This window comes from Streptomyces sp. NPDC055243 (genome assembly GCF_044544025.1).
Lineage (GTDB): Bacteria > Actinomycetota > Actinomycetes > Streptomycetales > Streptomycetaceae > Streptomyces.
In genome coordinates this window covers 589,670-605,657 of the sequence record NZ_JBITWR010000002.1, presented here as the reverse complement: position 1 = coordinate 605,657, position 15,988 = coordinate 589,670, and the positions used below count along the sequence as shown (strand labels likewise).

Below are 15,988 nucleotides of genomic sequence, written 5' to 3'. Positions count from 1 at the left end.
GGCTACCCCTCGGTTCCCTTGCCCTTCTCCCCCGGCTTCTCGTCGTCCACGATCTCCGCGTCGACCACGCCCTCCTCGCCGGAGGGCTCCGGGGCCGGCTGCTCCTGGCCGCCCTCGCCCGACGACGCCGCGTACATCGCCTGGCCCATCCGCTGACTGACCGAGGCCAGCTTCTCGGCGCCCGCGCGCAGGGCCGCCGTGTCGTCGGCCCTGTCCTTCAGGAGGGCCTTCAGCTCCGTCGCGGCGGCCTCCACTTCGGCCTTGGTGTCGGCCGGCACCCGCTCCTCGTTCTCCCGCAGGAACCGTTCCGTCTGGTAGACGAGCTGCTCCGCCTGGTTGCGGGTCTCCGCGGCGTCGCGCCGCTTGCGGTCCTCCTCCGCGTGCTCCTCGGCCTCCCGCACCATGCGGTTGATGTCGTCCTTGGGCAGCGCGGAACCGCCCGTCACCGTCATGCGCTGCTCGCGCCCCGTCGCCTCGTCCTTCGCGGAGACGTGCATGATTCCGTTGGCGTCGATGTCGAAGGTGACCTCGATCTTGGGGACGCCGCGCGGCGCCGGGGGCAGCCCGGTGAGGTCGAAGACACCCAGCTTCTTGTTGTACGCGGCGATCTCCCGCTCCCCCTGGAAGACCTGGATGCCGACCGATGGCTGGTTGTCCTCGGCGGTCGAGAAGGTCTCCGAACGCCGGGTGGGAATGGTCGTGTTGCGTTCGATGAGCTTGGTCATGATGCCGCCCTTGGTCTCGATCCCGAGGGACAGCGGCGTCACGTCCAGGAGCAGGACGTCCTTCACGTCGCCCCGGATCACACCGGCCTGGAGCGCCGCGCCGAGGGCCACCACCTCGTCCGGGTTGACGCCCTTGTGCGGCTCGCTGCCGGTGAGTTCCTTGACCAGTTCCGTCACCGCGGGCATCCGCGTCGAACCGCCCACCAGGATCACGTGGTCGACGGCGGAGAGCTTGATGCCCGCGTCCTTCACCGCCTGGTGGAAGGGGCCGCGGCAGCGTTCAAGGAGGTCCGCCGTCAGCTCCTGGAACTGGGCGCGGGTCAGCTTCTCCGCCAGGTGCAAGGGGCCGTCCGCCGACGCCGTGACGTACGGAAGATTGATGTCGGTCTCGCTCGACGACGACAGCTCGATCTTCGCCTTCTCGGCGCCCTCGCGCAGCCGTTGCAGCGCCATCTTGTCCTTGCCGAGGTCCACGCCGTGCGCGTTCTTGAACTGCCGCACCAGGTACTCGACGATGCGCTGGTCCCAGTCGTCGCCGCCCAGCTTCGTGTCGCCGTTGGTGGCCTTCACCTCGATGACGCCCTCGCCCATCTCCAGGAGCGAGACGTCGAAGGTGCCGCCGCCGAGGTCGAAGACGAGGACCGTCTGGTCGTCGCCCTTGTCGAGGCCGTACGCCAGGGCCGCCGCCGTCGGTTCGTTGATGATGCGGAGCACCTTCAGGCCCGCGATCTCGCCGGCCTCCTTGGTGGCCTGGCGCTGCGCGTCGTCGAAGTACGCGGGGACGGTGACGACCGCGTCCGTGACGTCCTCGCCCAGATAGGACTCGGCGTCGCGCTTGAGCTTCTGCAGGACGCGGGCGGAGAGCTCCTGCGCGGTGTACCGGGTGCCGTCCACGGACCCGCCCTCCGGGAAGCGCCAACTCCCGTCGCCCATGTGCCGTTTGACGGAGCGCGCGGTGCGCTCCACATTGGTGACCGCCTGCCGCTTGGCGACCTCTCCGACGAGGACGTCGCCGTTCTTCGCGAAGGCTATGACCGAGGGTGTGGTGCGCGCTCCCTCCGCGTTGGCGACGACCGTGGGATCACCGCCCTCCAGGACGGCCACCACCGAGTTCGTCGTACCGAGGTCGATCCCGACTGCACGTGCCATGTCCAGTCCCCTTCCACCACGAGCCCGTTTCCCGGCGTACTTCGACCTCCATCACAAAACTTGAGCGGCCCGTTGTCAATGCCGCCCATGACGGTGCCGCCGCCCCTGAGGGACGGCGGCACGGTCGGAGAATGGCCGAAAGGCCGTACGTCAGGCGAGCTTCGCCGTCAGCGTGATGGTCGTGCCCGACAGCGCCTGGCTCACGGGGCAGTTCGCCTTGGCGTCCTCGGCGGCGGCGACGAACGCGGCCTCGTCGATGCCCGGCACGGCGCCCTCGACGGTGAGGTGGATGCCGGTGATGCCGGTGCCCGGCTGGAACGTCACGTCGGCGGAGGTCGTCAGGCGGGTGGGCGGGGTGCCCGCGCCCGTCAGACCGTGCGAGAGCGCCATGGAGAAGCAGCTGGAGTGCGCGGCGGCGATCAGCTCTTCGGGGCTGGTCTTGCCGTTGGCCTGCTCGGCGCGGGACGGCCAGGAGACGGCCTGCTCGCCGATCCCGGAGGAGTCGAAGGCGACGATTCCCGAGCCCTCCGTCAGAGAGCCTTCCCAGACCGTGTGCGCGGAGCGCGTGGTAGCCACGATGTAGATCCCTTCAGTGCGGTTCCGTGATGCGTCGCGGAACGTCCGTGCGCCCATCCGATCACATCCGGGCGTTCCGGCCGGTAAACCCGGGGTGTCTGAGGCGGCACGTCAGTTGCGGTGCGTGGTCGCTATGGCCGAAATGCCGCCTGTGCAAGGCGCGTCCGCGGTGACACTTTGAGGCCCCCTCGCACGGGACGAGGAGATCACTCAGGGGGTTTGGCCATGCGCATGAACTACACGGACCGCGGTCCGTCCCCACTGGAAGGGGCGAAGCCCGGAGCCGCCGACACCCGCGACTCGACGTTCGGCTGGTGGGGTGCCTTCAGCATCCAGAAGTTCGTCAACCAGTCGCCTCTCTTCCACACGCACGCCGATGCCACCGGGTGGCTGGCGTACCTCCAGCAGTTCTACGACCGCAACTTCTGGTTCGCGGACGGCGGGGCGCAGGTCTGGGCGTACGAAGAGACGTACGACAACTGGCAGGACCGGTACGGCATGGACGCGGTGGTCGCCGTGTACCACTCGGGCCACGGCGGCATGGACAACAACGGCGTCTTCTTCGCGCCGCTCGGCGCGGTCTGGGACGGCCGCAGCGACGCGGTCTCGAACCGGATGGCGCTGGGCAACGAGAAGGCGAACTACGTCTTCTGGTCGACCTGCACCTCCCTGCGGGTCCTCGGCGGGCACTCCCCGATCCGCACCTGGGCGGGGCCCAACATCGGCTTCCGCATGATCTTCGGGTTCGAGACCGTCAGCATCGACAGCCCGGACTACGGCAAGAAGTTCTGGGAGAAGTGGCGGGCCGGGCAGACGTTCACCGACGCGTGGCTGAACGCCAGCTGGGACATCTACAAGGGCCAGGCGCCCTCGGTCTGCGCGGTCGGCGCCAACCAGGCCGAGGCCACCGCGCGCCTCAACGGCGAGCGCACCCTCTACCGCGAGCACGTGCCGGACAACTGGTACGCGTGGCGCTGGTACTACGCCCGCGACAGCCTCAGGGAGCCACTGACGCAGGCGCCGAGCAGCCCGCAGATCGTGCAGCTCGCGCCGCGCGACCCGGGCGAGGAGCTCACCAAGGCGGGCCGCATCGCCGACTTCCCGTCGGCGGCGCTGCAAGAGGTGCAGGTCGAGCGCCAAGGCGTGCTCAGCGCGACTTCGGGCGACCGGACCGTCTCCACGGCTCCGCACGCCGTCCGCTGGGTCAAGCTCGCCGAGGCCAACCACCGCAACCTGCGGCAGCTTCCCACCGAGCAGGCCGTCGAGGCGGCGCGCACGTTCGCCGAGCGGCACGCCGACGGCGCCGAGCTCGTCGTGGACAGCGTGCACGACCTGATGCAGAACTCCGGGGCGAAGGACGGCTCCGAGCTCGGGGAGCCGGTGTCCCTGGAGACCCATGTGACGTTCCGGCAGGTCTTCGACGGCGTACCGGTCATCACGCCCGACCGCGGTGTCATCCGCGTGGCCCTGGACAACGACGGGACCGTCGTCCAGGCGCAGATCTCCACGCGCGAGGCCACCGGCACGACGCGCGAGCCGAGCACCGACATCGCGCCGCCTCCCGCGGGCGGCCAGACGGCAGCGTCGGCGCCGCGGGCCCGTGACCCGCGCGAGGCGCTCGCCGCGGCCCAGCGGAGGCTGCTCGCCGAGCTCGCCGCCGTCACGGCGGACGAGCAGGGCGGCGGCAAGGGCGCGGCGGCGCAGCAGGAGCCCCAGGTCAGGGACGTGCCGGGCACGTTCGACGTCGGCTATGAGATCGAGGGCAACGAGGCCTACCCGGCCGCCCGCAAGCTGATCGAGATCGGCCCGCCCGACGGCATGTTCACCACCCGCCGCTGGGTGGTCGCGCCGCTGGCCCGGTAGTCCGGCACAGCGGGGAGTTCCCGGGCCGACGGGGGCCGGGGAATCAGTGGGTGGCGGTCCGCGCCTTGCGGGCCGCCATCCACGCGTAGCAGAGCACGCCCACGAAGAGGAACAGGACGCCCTGGTAGACGGCCGCGTACCCGGACCCGGCGACGAGCCACATGGAGAACCCGAACGCGATGCCCGCGAGGACGGCGTCCCGCACCAGGCGGGCGCGGTTGACGCGCTCGCCCTGCCCGGAGACGAGGAAGTAGATCTGCGCGGCGGTGGCCAGCAGGTAGGGCACGGTCGCGGTGAACGTGGTGATCAGGACGAGGGACTCGAAGACGCCGCTCGATCCGGCCGCGTAGTTGTAGACGGTGAGCAGCGAGGCGAGGACGACGGTGACCAGGACGCCCACGACCGGCACACCGCGCCTCTTCGTGCCGAAGGCGCCGGGGAAGAGCCCGTCCTTGGCGGCGGCGTACGGCGTCTGGGCGCTCAGCAGGGTCCAGCCGTTGAGGGCGCCGACCATCGAGACGAGCGCGGCGAGGGCCACCGCCGTGCCGCCCCAGGAGCCGCCGAACATGGCGTTGACGGCGTCCGAGAACGGGGCGGTGGAGCCGACGAGCTTGTCGTGGGCGACGGTGCCGAAGACCGCGAGGGTGCCGAGCAGATAGACGAGCGCGGCGCCGAGGGTGCCCAGGATGGTGGCGCGCCCGACGTTGCGGCGCGGGTCGCGCACCTCACCGGCGCTGACGGCGGCCGACTCCACTCCCAGGTAGGAGAAGAGCAGGATCGCGGCGGACGCGGAGATCGCACCGACCGGGCTGTCGTCGCCGGCCTGGAAGGGCCCGAGGTTGGCGCTGTCGAAGAAGAAGAGCCCGCCGATCGCGACCAGGAGCAGGGGCAGGAACTTCAGTACGGTGGCGACGAGTTGGACGGCGCCGACGTAGCGGGTGCCCGCGAGGTTCGCGAGCGCGGGCAGCAACTGAAGGACCAGGGCGGCCAGGCAGGCGGTCCACTTGTGGTCGCCGACCGGTATCAGGACGTCGAGATAGCCGACGGCGGCGACGGCGAGCGCTGCGTTGGACACCCAGGTGGTGGCCCAGTAGGACCAGGCCGCGAGGAACCCGGCGAAGTCCCCGAAGGCCTCGCGTGCGTAGACGTACGGTCCGCCGGTGCGCGGGTCGCGCTGCGCGAGCCGCCCGAAGACGAGGGCGAGGGCGATCGCGCCCGCGGTCAGGAGGCCGAACGCGACGAGGCTGATGGTCCCGAAGGGGGCGACGGAGGCCGGAAGCAGGAAGATGCCGCCGCCGATGATGTTGCCCATGACGAGGCAGGTGGCGATGGGCAGTCCGAAGCGGCGGGCGTGCCTGTCGCTGTGCTCCGCGGGCTGCTGCGGGTACTGCTCTGTCCGCTGTTCTTCCTGGTCGGGGGCCGGAGCCGTCTTGATCGCGGTTCCGGTGTCGTGCATGGGGTGGTGCCTCTCATCGTGCCGGACGCCCGGGATCGCCGGGGCGTCAGACATCGTCGGGCACGGCGCGGACCGCGCAAAATCAGCGGTCTTTCTCCTGCACGGCAGGGTCGGCGACCGCAAAAGCTGATGCGCCGGGGCCCTCCTGCCGGGAATCGTCCGCAGCGGTGGCACCCCCTCCCACCAGCGGAATCTCCGGTCCCTGGTACTCGCCGAGCCAGCGCCGGAGCACGTCGTGGACCCGCTCGGCGCCGACGAGTTCGTGCCCGTCGTCCAGCGGCGCGGAGAGCACGAGGGGCGACAGGAGGAAGGGGTGGGCCTGGGCGCCGCCGAGTCCGCCGTGCGAGCCGATCTGCTCCTCGAAGGCGAGGACTTCGCCGTCCTGGGGGTCGTACCAGGAGTTGACCATGATGTCGGCGACGTGCGGGAAGCCGTCGGTGCGGCGCACGGCGTCGGCCGCTCCTGGCCCGAAGTCGGCGAGCGGCCCTAGGTCGCCGGGCTCCCTGTCCTCCTCGTCGAGGTACACCTCGCCGCCGCGCGCGCCGAGCACGACCGGGCCGCGCTCCTGACTGCGTACGAGGAGGAAGCCGATGCCCGGGTGGTTGGCGAGGGTGGGAAGCAGCGCCGGGTGGCGCAGGTCGATCTCCTCGCGGGTCATGCGGTGCGGGACGTCGGGGAAGGAGACCAGGCCGAGGTTGCCGGACGCGAGCACGATGGGCTCCGCGCGGCGGGCGGGGCGGTGCTGGCCCGCGCCCTCCTCGACGGGGCGGCGCAAAGCGGCGCGGACCGTCGAGCGGGCCTCGGCGCCGCTGTGCGTGCGCTGCGCCTTGCGCGGCACGGGCAGGCCGCAGCCGGCCCTGACGAGGTCGCCGAGGGTGAGGCCGTAGCGGGCGCGGAAGGTCTCGCCGGGGCTCTGGCCGTGGTCGGAGAGGACCACGATGCGGTAGGCGCGGGGGGCGTGTTCGGCGACCTTCGCGATCAGCGCGAGGGACCGGTCGAGGCGCTGGAGCACCTTGTCCACGTCGCTGCCGACGGGCCCCGAGTGGTGGGCCACCTCGTCGTACGCGACGAGGTCGGCGTAGACCGCGCTGCGCCCGGCGAGCATGTCACCGATGACCGCTGCGACGACCACGTCGCGCTCGACGACGGTCGCGAAGGCGCGGATGAAGGGGTAGAGCCCGCCGCGGCCGATGCGCGGGCGCCGCTTCCTGACCCGGGCACGGGTCGACTCGCCGATCTCCCGGCCGACCTCGGCGATGAAGGACAGGGCGGTGCGGACGGCGTTGGCGGGGTCGGAGAAGTAGGCGAAATACCCGGCGCGCGAGCGGTTCTCCTTGCCGCGGCGTGCGGCCATGGAGAGCACGAGGGCGAGCTGCTCGGCGCCGCCGCTGAAGAGGTTGCCGCGGCTCGCGCCGTCGAGGGTGAGCAGCCCGCCGTCGCCGGTGCGCTCGATGGCGCGGCGCTGGAGCTCGACGGCCGACGCGGGCCGGTTGGAGACCATGACCTCGCCGGTGTCCTTCTCGTACCAGCGGAAGGCGGGCACGTCGTGGTTCGAGCCGTGCAGGATGCCGAGCTGGCTCGCCCCGGTCTGGCTCGACCAGTCGGTGCGCCAGGGCGTGAGGCGGTGGCTGGGCTCGCCCCCGCGCCCGAGCCAGCCCGCGACGGTCGGCATCAGGTCCTTCTCGGCGGCGGCGCGCAGCACGTCGTGGCCGACGCCGTCGAGCTGGATGAAGACCGTGCCGGGCGGTACGGGACCGGTCTGGCCCTCGGCACGGCGGCGGCGCCTGCGGTCCGCCAGGCGGTAGAGGCGGCGGCGGTAGGCGTCGTCGTCGCGGACGGCCAGGGCGCCGCCGGTGGCGGAGGCGACGGCGGACATCACGGCGGCGACGACGACGGCGGTCTCGGCGTTGGCCTCGCCGCGGCCGTCCGGGATGAGACTGAGGGCGAGCAGGAGCAGCGACCCGTTGAGGAAGAAGGCCAGCAGGCCGAGCACCAGCGCGGGCACGAGCAGCAGGGCCCGCACGAGCAGGGGCCACACCAGCGAGGAGAGCAGTCCGAAGGCACCGGCGCCCAGGGCGGCCGTGACGGCGATGCGGGTGGCGCTGTCGCCGTTGTCGGACTGCAGCTGGAAGTCGGGCAGGATGCCGGCGAGCGCGAGCATGGTGAGCGTACTGACCAGCCACACCGCGACGGAGCGCCACAGCGCACTGCCGACCGCCCGCCATCGCCCTCGCCCCACGCCCGCCGCCTCACGTTTCATGACAGATCCGGACACCAGCGTGTCACAGGGCGAACAGGTGGGTGGCGGGCACGGGTCAGCGGCCGTCGTACCCCGCCGTCGGCATGGAGAGCCGCCGGTGGACATGGGCCTTCATCACCGCGTCGTACGAGGGTTCCGCGAGGCCCGCCGTCTCGATCCGCACGCCGCGCCGCCCGCACTCCGCGGCGAACTCCTCCGGCGAGCGCAGCGCACTGTCCAGGACCCGGCGGCTCGGCACGACGAAGAGGTCCACGAGGCCCTCGTCGACGTCCGCCCAGAGCACGGCGTGGTCGGCGGGAAGGCCCCGGACGACGAGCTCCCGGGTGATGACGTAGCCCCGGGCGGCGGCCCACCGCGCGCACATCGCGTGCTGGCTGCGGGAGTCCACCAGGAACGGATCGGCGTCCAGCTCCTCCAGCGGAGTCAGGCTGGCGATCGAGGCGACCCGCACCACGGTCACGCTCGCGGCATCTCCCATCGCGTCCCCCTCACCTCTGGCGTCCTCACCACTGGCGTCAGCCGAAGACCCTACTCCTGGCCGTAGGCTCGTAAACAGTCGCGCGAAGGAGGAACCGGAGTGCCGGTGGAGATCACCTGGTGGGGTCATGCCACCTGCACGGTCGAGGATTCGGGGCTTCGGGTGCTCACCGACCCGCTGTTCGCCCGCCGCCTCGCCCATCTGCGCCGGCGCAGGGGCGCGCTCCCGCCCCCCGACGCGGCCGTCGCCGACGCCGTGCTCCTCTCCCATCTGCACGCCGACCATCTGCATCTGCCCTCCCTGGCGCGGATCGCCCCCGGCACCCGCGTGCTGCTCCCGCGCGGCGCCGGCCGGCAGGTGCCGGGGCTCGCGCGCAGGCTCTCCCATCTGCGCCTCACCGAGGTCGTGCCCGGCGACGAGGTGCGGATCGGCGATCTCGTCGTGCGCGTGGTGACGGCGGCGCACGACGGGCGGCGGCTGCCCGTCGGGCCGCACGGCTCGCCCGCGCTCGGCTTCGTGGTGCGGGGCGAGGCGCGGACGTACTTCGCCGGGGACACCGGGCTCTTCGACGCGATGGCCGAGGAGGTCGGAGAGGTCGACGTGGCGCTGCTTCCGGTCGGCGGCTGGGGGCCGTATCTCGGCCATGGTCATCTCGACGCGGCGCGCGCCGCGGTCGCCCTGGCGCGGATCGCGCCGCGCAGCGCGGTGCCGGTGCACTACGGGACGTACTGGCCGATCGGGATGGACGCCGTGCGGCCGCATGAATTCCACACTCCGGGAGAGGAGTTCGTGCGCCAGGCGGCGCGGCTCGCGCCCCAGGTGGCGGTGCACCGGCTCGGGCACGGCGAGAGCGTACGGCCCGAGGTCACCAAGGGGGACCCTCAGTGATCCTCTCCGCGGCGGCCCAGGTGCCGCCGGAGTCGACGCAGCAGGCGCTCGGCTATCCGTCGCTGTTCCTGCTCATCGTGCTCGGCGCGCTCGTGCCGGTGGTGCCCACGGGCGCCCTGGTCAGCTCGGCGGCCGTGGTGGCCGTGCACCAGGAGGCGCCCTTCGCTCTGCTCCTGGTGTTCGGCGTCTCGGCGTTCGCCGCGTTCCTCGGGGACATGGCGCTGTACTGGCTCGGCCGGCGCGGGATGCACTCGAAGAACGGCTCGCGGTGGCTGGCGGCGATCCGCGACCGGGCGCCCGAGGACCGGCTCGCGCAGGCGCAGGACAAGCTCGCGGACCACGGCGTCCTGGTCCTGGTCCTGTCCCGGCTCGTGCCCGCCGGGCGGATTCCGGTGATGCTGGCCTGTCTGATGGCGAAGATGCCGCTGCGCGAGTTCGCCCGCGGTGACGTGCCCGCGTGCCTCGCCTGGGCCGTGACGTACCAGTTGATCGGCATTCTCGGCGGCTCCCTCTTCAAGGAGCCGTGGGAGGGCGTGGTGGTGGCGGTCGGTCTGACGGTGCTGATCAGCACGGCGCCGACGGTGTGGCGCAAGGTCCGGCGTACGGCGTCCTAGACCCCGTCGCCCTGCTCGAGCACGCGGGAGGCGCCGACGGGCAGGTCCCACAGGTCCGCGCGGGGCAGTCCCGCCTCCTGCCAGGCCTCGCGCACCCGGGTCAGCGGTTCCAGGACCGGTTCGCCGGAGAGCAGGAACGTGCCCCAGTGCATCGGTGCGAGGCGCCGCGCGCCGACGTCGGCCGCGGCCCGCACCGCCTCCTCCGGATCGCAGTGGACGTCGCTGAGCCACCACCGCGGGTGGTAGGCGCCGATCGGCAGGAGCGCGAGGTCGATGCCCGGGTAGCGGGCGCCGATCCGCTCGAACCAGTGGCCGTATCCGGTGTCGCCCGCGAAGTAGACGCGCCGTCCGTCGCCGTCGGTGAGGATCCAGCCGCCCCACAGCGTCCGGCAGGTGTCGACGAGGCTCCGCTTGGACCAGTGGTGGGCGGGCACGAAGTCCAGCCGCAGACCCGCGAGTTCGGCGGCCTCCCACCAGTCGAGCTCGGTGACCCGCCCGAACCGGCGCCGCGTGAACCACCGCCCGAGCCCGGCGGGCACGAACACCGGGGTGTCCCTGGGGAGTCTGGCGAGGGTCGGGGCGTCCAGGTGGTCGTAGTGGTTGTGGCTGATGACGACCGCGTCGACGCGCGGCAGCGCGCTCCAGGCCACGCCCGGGGGCGTGACGCGGGCCGGGGTGCCGAGGATCTTGCGGGACCAGACGGGATCGGTGAGGACGGTGAGCCCGCCGATCCGCACGACCCAGCTGGCGTGCCCGACCCAGGTGACGGCGACGGTGTCCGACCCGACGCACGGCAGCGGCCCCGGCTCGAAGGGCAGCCGCTGAATGTCCGCGAGCCCTTCGGGGGTGGGCCGCAGGGCGCCTTCACGGGCGAACCGCGCGAAGGCCCGCAGCCCCGGCAACGGCGCGGTGAGCCGGTCGGCGAACGACTTCGGCCACCGCCGGGGGGCGGCGGGGCCCGTGGTCGCGGGGCCTGCCGGGCGGTCCGCCCGGCCCGAGCGGTCGTCCTGCCGCGGCTGCGGCTGCGGCTGCGGCTGTTGCGTCTGCGTCTGTTGCGTCACCGAGGAGGCTCCATTCGCCGTGCTGCTGCGCACAGATCGTCGAAGGCCGATCCGAGCATGCTCAACGCCCTTTCCACGTGCGGCAATTCGAGCGCGTCCGGTGCGGTGAGAGACGTCAGGCGCTCCTGTCGGGTTGAGCCGAGCAGCGGGCCCGTGGACAGACGTACGCGCAAAGCCCCCAGCTCGTCGCCGAAACGGTGACCGCCGGGCGCGGGCATCCCCAGGCGCTCGCCGAGGAAGTCCTCCAGGTCCTGGGAGTCGCCGACGCCGCGTGCCGCGAGGGCGGGGCGGAAGGGGCCGAGGTCGACGTAGAAGTGGCGGCCCGCCCGTGGAGGGCGGGCGAGCGCGCCCGCCGCGAGCACCGAGCGATGTGCGGCGGCGGCCACGCGCGCGTGCAGGCGCGTCGCGCGGGCGAGGCGGTCGGTCACCTCGTCCGGCTCTCCCAGGGCGTACGCCGCCACCGCGCCGACCGGCGCCGCGACGCTCGCGCCCAGCGCGGTGAGGACGTCCAGGGTGCGGGCCCGCAGCGCGGCACCGCGCGCACCGGCCGGGAAGCGGGCGACCGCGGCGGGCCAGCCCGGCGGCAGGAACGCCCCGGAGAGATCGGTCAGCACGGTCACCCGTTCGGGGGCCATCTCGGCGGGGCCGATGAGCAGGGTGTCGTGCGGCCGGTGCAGGGTGTCGCGCCAGGTCTCGTCGCTGACGATGTGCAGCCCCTCGTCCGCTGCCGCCTCCACGGCTTCGTGCAGCACCTCCGGCGGCGGCACGGTGGCGGTCGGGTCGTCGGCGACGGAGAGCACGAGGAGGCGCGGGGTGCCCCCCTCGGCACGGATGCGGCGGACGGTCTCCAGGAGGGCGTACGGATCGGGGACGCCACCGCATTCGGCGGGCGTCGGCACGTGGTAGACCGACCGGCCGAGCAGCCGCACCTGCGGCGCCCACCAGGCGGGGCAGGGCCGCGGGAGCAGCACGTCGCCGCCGCCGAGCGCGGCGGTCAGGGCGAGCAGCAGGGGCGCGGCTCCGGGTGCGGCGACGACCTGGCCGCGCTCCACCGGGAGGCCGCGGCGGCCCCAGTAGCCGCTCGCGGCGTCCAGGAGGGCGGGGCTGCCGCCGGGCGGTTCGGCGTGGGCGCGGCCCGCCGCGGCGGCGAGCACGGCGGACAGTTCGGGCAGGACCGGGAGGCCCGGCTCCGGCAGGGGAGGTCCGTACCGGACAGGGCCACGGCCTTCGGGTTCCGTCCGCATGGACCAATCGAAGCGTGACGGGGCGCTCGGCGCGCGCGGGGGCCTCCGGCCGAGTGGTCTTTCGCCTTCAGTCTTCGGCGGCCAGCCCCGCCAGCTCCCGCTCCAGGCCCTTGCCCCGGGTCTCCACCACGGCCGCCGCGACATCGGCCAGCTTGCGGTTGGTGGTCTGGGAGATGCGGCGCAGCATCGTGAAGGCCTTGTCCGCGTCGCAGGTCAGGACGTGCATGATGATGCCGCAGGCCTGGTCGACCACGGGGCGGGTGCGCAGGGCCGTGCCGAGGTGGTCGAGTTCGGCGAGGGCCGCGCGGTAGCGGCGGTCACGCACCAGGCCCGTGGTGGCGAGGTCGCCGAGGGCCTGGGCGGGGCCGTGCCGGACGTCGTCCAGGGCGCCGGGGCGGAAGCTGAACAGGGTCAGGGTGACCGCGAGCCCCGAGCGCTGGAAGGGGAGCGTGATGCTGGAGCGCACGCCGGAGTCGAGCGCCAAGGCGCGGTACTGGGGCCACCGCTCGTCCCGCAGCAGGTCCTCGGTCTCCACGGGCGCGCCCCGCTCCTGCGCGTCCGGGATGGGCCCGTCGCCCGAGCGCAGCTGGACGGCGACGAGACCGGCCAGGTCGGGGTGGGTCACCGACGCGGGGTGTTCGCTGCCGCCCTCCGACACGGTGGTGCCGGCGCCGCAGCAGGCGGTGGTGCAGCGCACCGCGTGCTCGGCCAGTTCCGAGAGCCTGCGTCCCGGCAGAGCGGATTCCGGTCCTGCCAGGTCCGGTTCGGGAATGAGGGGCATGGTGGTTTCCTCCTCCTACTCCCTCCGCCTTACCGTGAGTTCCTCCGGAAAACGGCAGCAACGGATACGTTCGACCCATGGGCCAGGCGGAGGAGTTCGGTGAAGATGTCGCGGATTTCGTGCGCCGAGTCGCCGAGTTGAAGTCGGCGCGCTCCGTGCCGACGGACGACCTCGGTACGGTTCTGGACGCGGCGATCTTCGAACTCGACCATGTGGCGCACCAGTTGAGGCCGCTGTACGAACGCCTGGCCGCCGACGGCCAGTTGGGCGGCGGCGCACCCGACCGGGACGAGCAGCGGCTCCTGCGGGCCATCTTCCAGCGCCTGCCCCTGCCCGTCGCCCTGGTCGACCGTGAATCGGTGGTCCGGCGGATGAACTTCGCGGCGACCGGCTTCACGGGCGTACGCGCGGGCTACGCGACCGGCAGACCGCTGACCGGATTGCTGCTGCACGCGGACCGGGTGGCGTTCCGCTCGCAGACCGCGGCGGTCGCTCGCGGCGAGGGCGACCGCAGCCTCACCGTCCACCTCCAGCGCGATCCGCACCTCCCGGTCCGTGCGACGCTCACCGCGCTGCGGCCGGGCGCCGAGCCGCGCACGGCGGTCCTTGTGGTGCTCCAGCCGGGCGCGCGGCCCACCGGCTCGCGCGCGGCGCCGCGGGAGAGCTTCCACGCGCCCGCCCCCGACCTCGGCGAGGCGACGCGGCACACGGCCCGGATGGACCTCGCCGACGCCATGACCACCGCCCTGCTCTCCGCTCCCGCCGGGGACCGCGCGGCCGTACTCGCACGGGCGGCCGGCGTCCTGCACCCGCGGTTCGCGGACTGGGTGATCGCCGACGAAGGGGCCGCGTGCCAGCGGCGCACGACCGTCCTGGGGCCCAAGGACGCACCGGTCGAGGACGTCCTCGCACAGGCACCCGCCGCGTGCCCCCTCGTCGCCGAGGCGGCGCGCGGCGGGGCGCCGATGCTGCAGGTCCGTCCGGAGGACCCGGACTCCTTCGGCCGGGACGCGTCCGGCGCCCCCGTCCTCGTGCGCGCGCAGGTGACGTCCCTGCTGTGCGTGCCGCTGAGGGGACGCTCGGACGGCCCGGTGGAGGGTGTCCTCACGCTGTTCAGGAGCGGGGCACGGCTCGCCTTCTCGATGGCCGAGGCGCAGACGGTGGACGTGATGTCACGCCACATCGCCCTGGCCATGACCCGCCGCACGAACCGCACGGCCGCCGAGAGGGCCTAGGCCGCCGGGAAGGCTCAGGCCGCGTCCTGCATGACCTGGTCGCGCAGGCGGTCGCAGCAGCGGCTGATCAGGCGCGAGACGTGCATCTGGGAGATGCCGAGCTGCTCCGCGATGCGGCTCTGCGTCATGTCGCCGAAGAACCGCATGTAGAGGATGTCGCGCTCCCGCTCGGGCAGCGCGGCGATGCGCGGTTTGACGGCCTCGCGGTCGATGACGACATCGAGTGCGGGGTCGGGCGCGCCGAGCGCGTCGCGCAGCGCGTATCCGTCCTCGCTGCCCGGCAGTTCGGCGTCCAGGGAGAGCGCGGTGAAGCTGTCGAGCGCCTCCAGTCCGGCGGCCGCGTCCTCCAGGGACAGCTGCGCCTTCTCGGCGATCTCGGCGAGGGTCGGCGCGCGCCCGGGGATGGTCTGGGTCAGGTCCTGGCGGGCGAAGCGCACCCGGTTGCGCAGGTCCTGTACGCGGCGCGGCACATGGAGGGTCCACATGTGGTCACGGAAGTGGCGCTTGATCTCACCGGTGACGGTCGGCACGGCGTAGCTCTCGAAGGCGCTGCCGCGCTCGGGGTCGTACCGGTCGACGGCCTTGACCAGGCCGAGGGCCGCGACCTGACGCAGGTCGTCCAGGGCTTCGCCGCGGTTGCGGAACCGGCCGGCGAGCCGTTCGGCCATCGGCAGCCAGGCCTTGACCAACTCCTGGCGCAGTGCGTCGCGTTCGGGACCGTGCGGCATCTCGGTGAGCCTGCGGAAGGCGGCCGCGGTGTCAGGGGCGTCGTCGTGCGGGTGGCGCTTCGTCTGTCGCGCGTCGGATCGCATGATGCGTCGCAACTCCCTTGTCGGTGCCTTGGGTTGAAGAGTCACCGTGGGATGCGCGCAGTCGCGGACGGGGCACACCCGGGGCGAACGAGATCGCTCCCACGGACGTGCCTCCGGTCCGAAGCACTGTTCACTTCGCCTGCCCCGAGGTCTCGGGGACAAACACACGCCTGCCCCGGGGCCGGCACCCGCGGGCCGGGGCGTCGCCTTGTTCCCGGGTCTCCCCACCGCTTCCGGGCAAACCCGCATGGACCGGCGTCACAGGGGTACTGCGGCGGGACCACTCACCCCCGCAGGAAGGGCCCCAACCATGACTGTTGTCGTAAGGGACGTCATGACACCGGGCGTCATGGCGGTAGGTCCCGATGCCTCACTGGTGGAAGCGGCGCAGCTGATGCGCGCACAGGACATCGGCCATGTCCTGGTGGCCTCGGCGGGCCGTCTGGTCGGCGTGCTCACCGACCGGGACATCACGCTGCGGGCCGTCGCCGACGGCGCCGATCCGCTGACCGTCAGCGCACAGGCCGTGTGCACCACGAACCCGGTGATGGTCGCTCCGGACGACGCGGTGTCGTCGGCGGTCAGCCTGATGCTCGAGAACGCCGTGCGCAGGCTGCCCGTCGTCGAGAACGGAGAGCCGGTGGGCATGGTGACCCTCAGGGATCTCGCCGCGTCGGCCTGAAGCCGGGGCGGGACACTCCCCGGCCGTTCCCGCCACGGCGTGCGCCCGCCACAGTGCGGTCCACTGACCCGTTCCTCGGCCGGGCGGGGTCCTGGCCCGGTCTGGAGGGAGCGGGTCCGGTTGCACGGGTGGTGCGGGGGGAGCGACCGGACCCGCGGCGCGGG

At 72.9% G+C, this 15,988-nt stretch carries 14 protein-coding genes; 5 read left to right on the top strand and 9 right to left on the bottom strand.

The window, feature by feature from the left end; genetic code table 11:
* Positions 1-2 precede the first annotated feature (2 nt).
* On the bottom strand, positions 3-1,874 hold the full coding sequence (gene dnaK, locus ACIGXX_RS07575; protein WP_351159215.1) for a molecular chaperone DnaK: 1,872 nt from the start codon (positions 1,872-1,874) through the stop codon (positions 3-5).
* Positions 1,875-2,024: 150 nt separating this feature from the next.
* Positions 2,025-2,450, bottom strand: coding sequence for an OsmC family peroxiredoxin (locus ACIGXX_RS07570; protein WP_361461820.1), 426 nt, complete (start codon positions 2,448-2,450; stop codon positions 2,025-2,027).
* 225 nt (positions 2,451-2,675) lie between these two features.
* Here ACIGXX_RS07570 and ACIGXX_RS07565 point away from each other — a divergent pair, with 225 nt between their 5' ends.
* Entirely contained in the window at positions 2,676-4,313 is a 1,638-nt protein-coding gene (locus ACIGXX_RS07565; protein WP_383817771.1) for a DUF6345 domain-containing protein, read from the top strand.
* 43 nt (positions 4,314-4,356) lie between these two features.
* On the opposite strand, the gene ACIGXX_RS07560 is transcribed toward ACIGXX_RS07565, so the two are convergent.
* The 3 genes from ACIGXX_RS07560 to ACIGXX_RS07550 all read right to left on the bottom strand — a co-directional run bounded on the left by ACIGXX_RS07560 (position 4,357) and on the right by ACIGXX_RS07550 (position 8,489).
* Complete coding sequence (locus ACIGXX_RS07560) at positions 4,357-5,769, bottom strand: amino acid permease (protein WP_399973595.1); 1,413 nt, start codon at positions 5,767-5,769, stop codon at positions 4,357-4,359.
* Between the two features lie 82 nt (positions 5,770-5,851).
* Positions 5,852-8,029 (bottom strand): phage holin family protein, encoded by a 2,178-nt coding sequence (locus ACIGXX_RS07555; protein ID WP_361461828.1) that lies wholly within the window; start codon positions 8,027-8,029, stop codon positions 5,852-5,854.
* A gap of 55 nt (positions 8,030-8,084) precedes the next feature.
* Positions 8,085-8,489, bottom strand: a complete 405-nt coding sequence (locus tag ACIGXX_RS07550; protein WP_351159403.1) for a hypothetical protein — start codon at positions 8,487-8,489, stop codon at positions 8,085-8,087.
* A gap of 117 nt (positions 8,490-8,606) precedes the next feature.
* Between ACIGXX_RS07550 and ACIGXX_RS07545 the strand changes: the two genes are divergently transcribed.
* Together ACIGXX_RS07545 and ACIGXX_RS07540 are read left to right on the top strand one after the other, a co-directional pair.
* Positions 8,607-9,395: an MBL fold metallo-hydrolase gene (locus ACIGXX_RS07545; protein WP_351159202.1), complete on the top strand. Its 789-nt coding sequence runs from the start codon at positions 8,607-8,609 to the stop codon at positions 9,393-9,395.
* The gene (locus ACIGXX_RS07540; protein WP_383817764.1) at positions 9,392-10,009 is read left to right on the top strand and encodes a DedA family protein; all 618 of its coding nucleotides are present in this window, start codon (positions 9,392-9,394) and stop codon (positions 10,007-10,009) included. Before ACIGXX_RS07545 ends, ACIGXX_RS07540 begins: the two co-directional genes overlap by 4 nt.
* Here the strand turns inward: ACIGXX_RS07540 and ACIGXX_RS07535 are convergent.
* From ACIGXX_RS07535 to ACIGXX_RS07525, 3 genes are all read right to left on the bottom strand, one after another.
* The gene (locus tag ACIGXX_RS07535; RefSeq protein ID WP_399973590.1) at positions 10,006-11,070 is read right to left on the bottom strand and encodes an MBL fold metallo-hydrolase; all 1,065 of its coding nucleotides are present in this window, start codon (positions 11,068-11,070) and stop codon (positions 10,006-10,008) included. The genes ACIGXX_RS07540 and ACIGXX_RS07535 overlap by 4 nt on opposite strands.
* The gene (locus ACIGXX_RS07530) at positions 11,067-12,314 is read right to left on the bottom strand and encodes an aminotransferase class I/II-fold pyridoxal phosphate-dependent enzyme (protein WP_383817760.1); all 1,248 of its coding nucleotides are present in this window, start codon (positions 12,312-12,314) and stop codon (positions 11,067-11,069) included. Before ACIGXX_RS07530 ends, ACIGXX_RS07535 begins: the two co-directional genes overlap by 4 nt.
* Before the next feature lie 67 nt (positions 12,315-12,381).
* Positions 12,382-13,095, bottom strand: a complete 714-nt coding sequence (locus ACIGXX_RS07525) for an ANTAR domain-containing response regulator (protein ID WP_399973587.1) — start codon at positions 13,093-13,095, stop codon at positions 12,382-12,384.
* Between the two features lie 77 nt (positions 13,096-13,172).
* Between ACIGXX_RS07525 and ACIGXX_RS07520 the strand changes: the two genes are divergently transcribed.
* Positions 13,173-14,330 (top strand): PAS domain-containing protein, encoded by a 1,158-nt coding sequence (locus ACIGXX_RS07520; protein ID WP_361461839.1) that lies wholly within the window; start codon positions 13,173-13,175, stop codon positions 14,328-14,330.
* A gap of 14 nt (positions 14,331-14,344) precedes the next feature.
* On the opposite strand, the gene ACIGXX_RS07515 is transcribed toward ACIGXX_RS07520, so the two are convergent.
* On the bottom strand, positions 14,345-15,142 hold the full coding sequence (locus ACIGXX_RS07515) for an RNA polymerase sigma factor SigF (protein WP_351159190.1): 798 nt from the start codon (positions 15,140-15,142) through the stop codon (positions 14,345-14,347).
* A 310-nt stretch (positions 15,143-15,452) separates the two neighbouring features.
* Here ACIGXX_RS07515 and ACIGXX_RS07510 point away from each other — a divergent pair, with 310 nt between their 5' ends.
* Positions 15,453-15,824, top strand: a complete 372-nt coding sequence (locus ACIGXX_RS07510; RefSeq protein ID WP_351159186.1) for a CBS domain-containing protein — start codon at positions 15,453-15,455, stop codon at positions 15,822-15,824.
* The last annotated feature ends 164 nt before the right edge of the window (positions 15,825-15,988 follow it).

Bases quoted from the DNA above. Each gene is read 5' to 3' on its own strand.
- dnaK (WP_351159215.1), bottom strand. From the start codon at position 1,874: ATGGCACGTGCAGTCGGGATCGACCTCGGTACGACGAACTCGGTGGTG.
- ACIGXX_RS07565 (WP_383817771.1), top strand. From the start codon at position 2,676: ATGCGCATGAACTACACGGACCGCGGTCCGTCCCCACTGGAAGGGGCG.
- ACIGXX_RS07560 (WP_399973595.1), bottom strand. From the start codon at position 5,769: ATGCACGACACCGGAACCGCGATCAAGACGGCTCCGGCCCCCGACCAG.
- ACIGXX_RS07555 (WP_361461828.1), bottom strand. From the start codon at position 8,029: ATGAAACGTGAGGCGGCGGGCGTGGGGCGAGGGCGATGGCGGGCGGTC.
- ACIGXX_RS07530 (WP_383817760.1), bottom strand. From the start codon at position 12,314: ATGCGGACGGAACCCGAAGGCCGTGGCCCTGTCCGGTACGGACCTCCC.
- ACIGXX_RS07525 (WP_399973587.1), bottom strand. From the start codon at position 13,095: ATGCCCCTCATTCCCGAACCGGACCTGGCAGGACCGGAATCCGCTCTG.
- ACIGXX_RS07520 (WP_361461839.1), top strand. From the start codon at position 13,173: ATGGGCCAGGCGGAGGAGTTCGGTGAAGATGTCGCGGATTTCGTGCGC.
- ACIGXX_RS07515 (WP_351159190.1), bottom strand. From the start codon at position 15,142: ATGCGATCCGACGCGCGACAGACGAAGCGCCACCCGCACGACGACGCC.
- ACIGXX_RS07510 (WP_351159186.1), top strand. From the start codon at position 15,453: ATGACTGTTGTCGTAAGGGACGTCATGACACCGGGCGTCATGGCGGTA.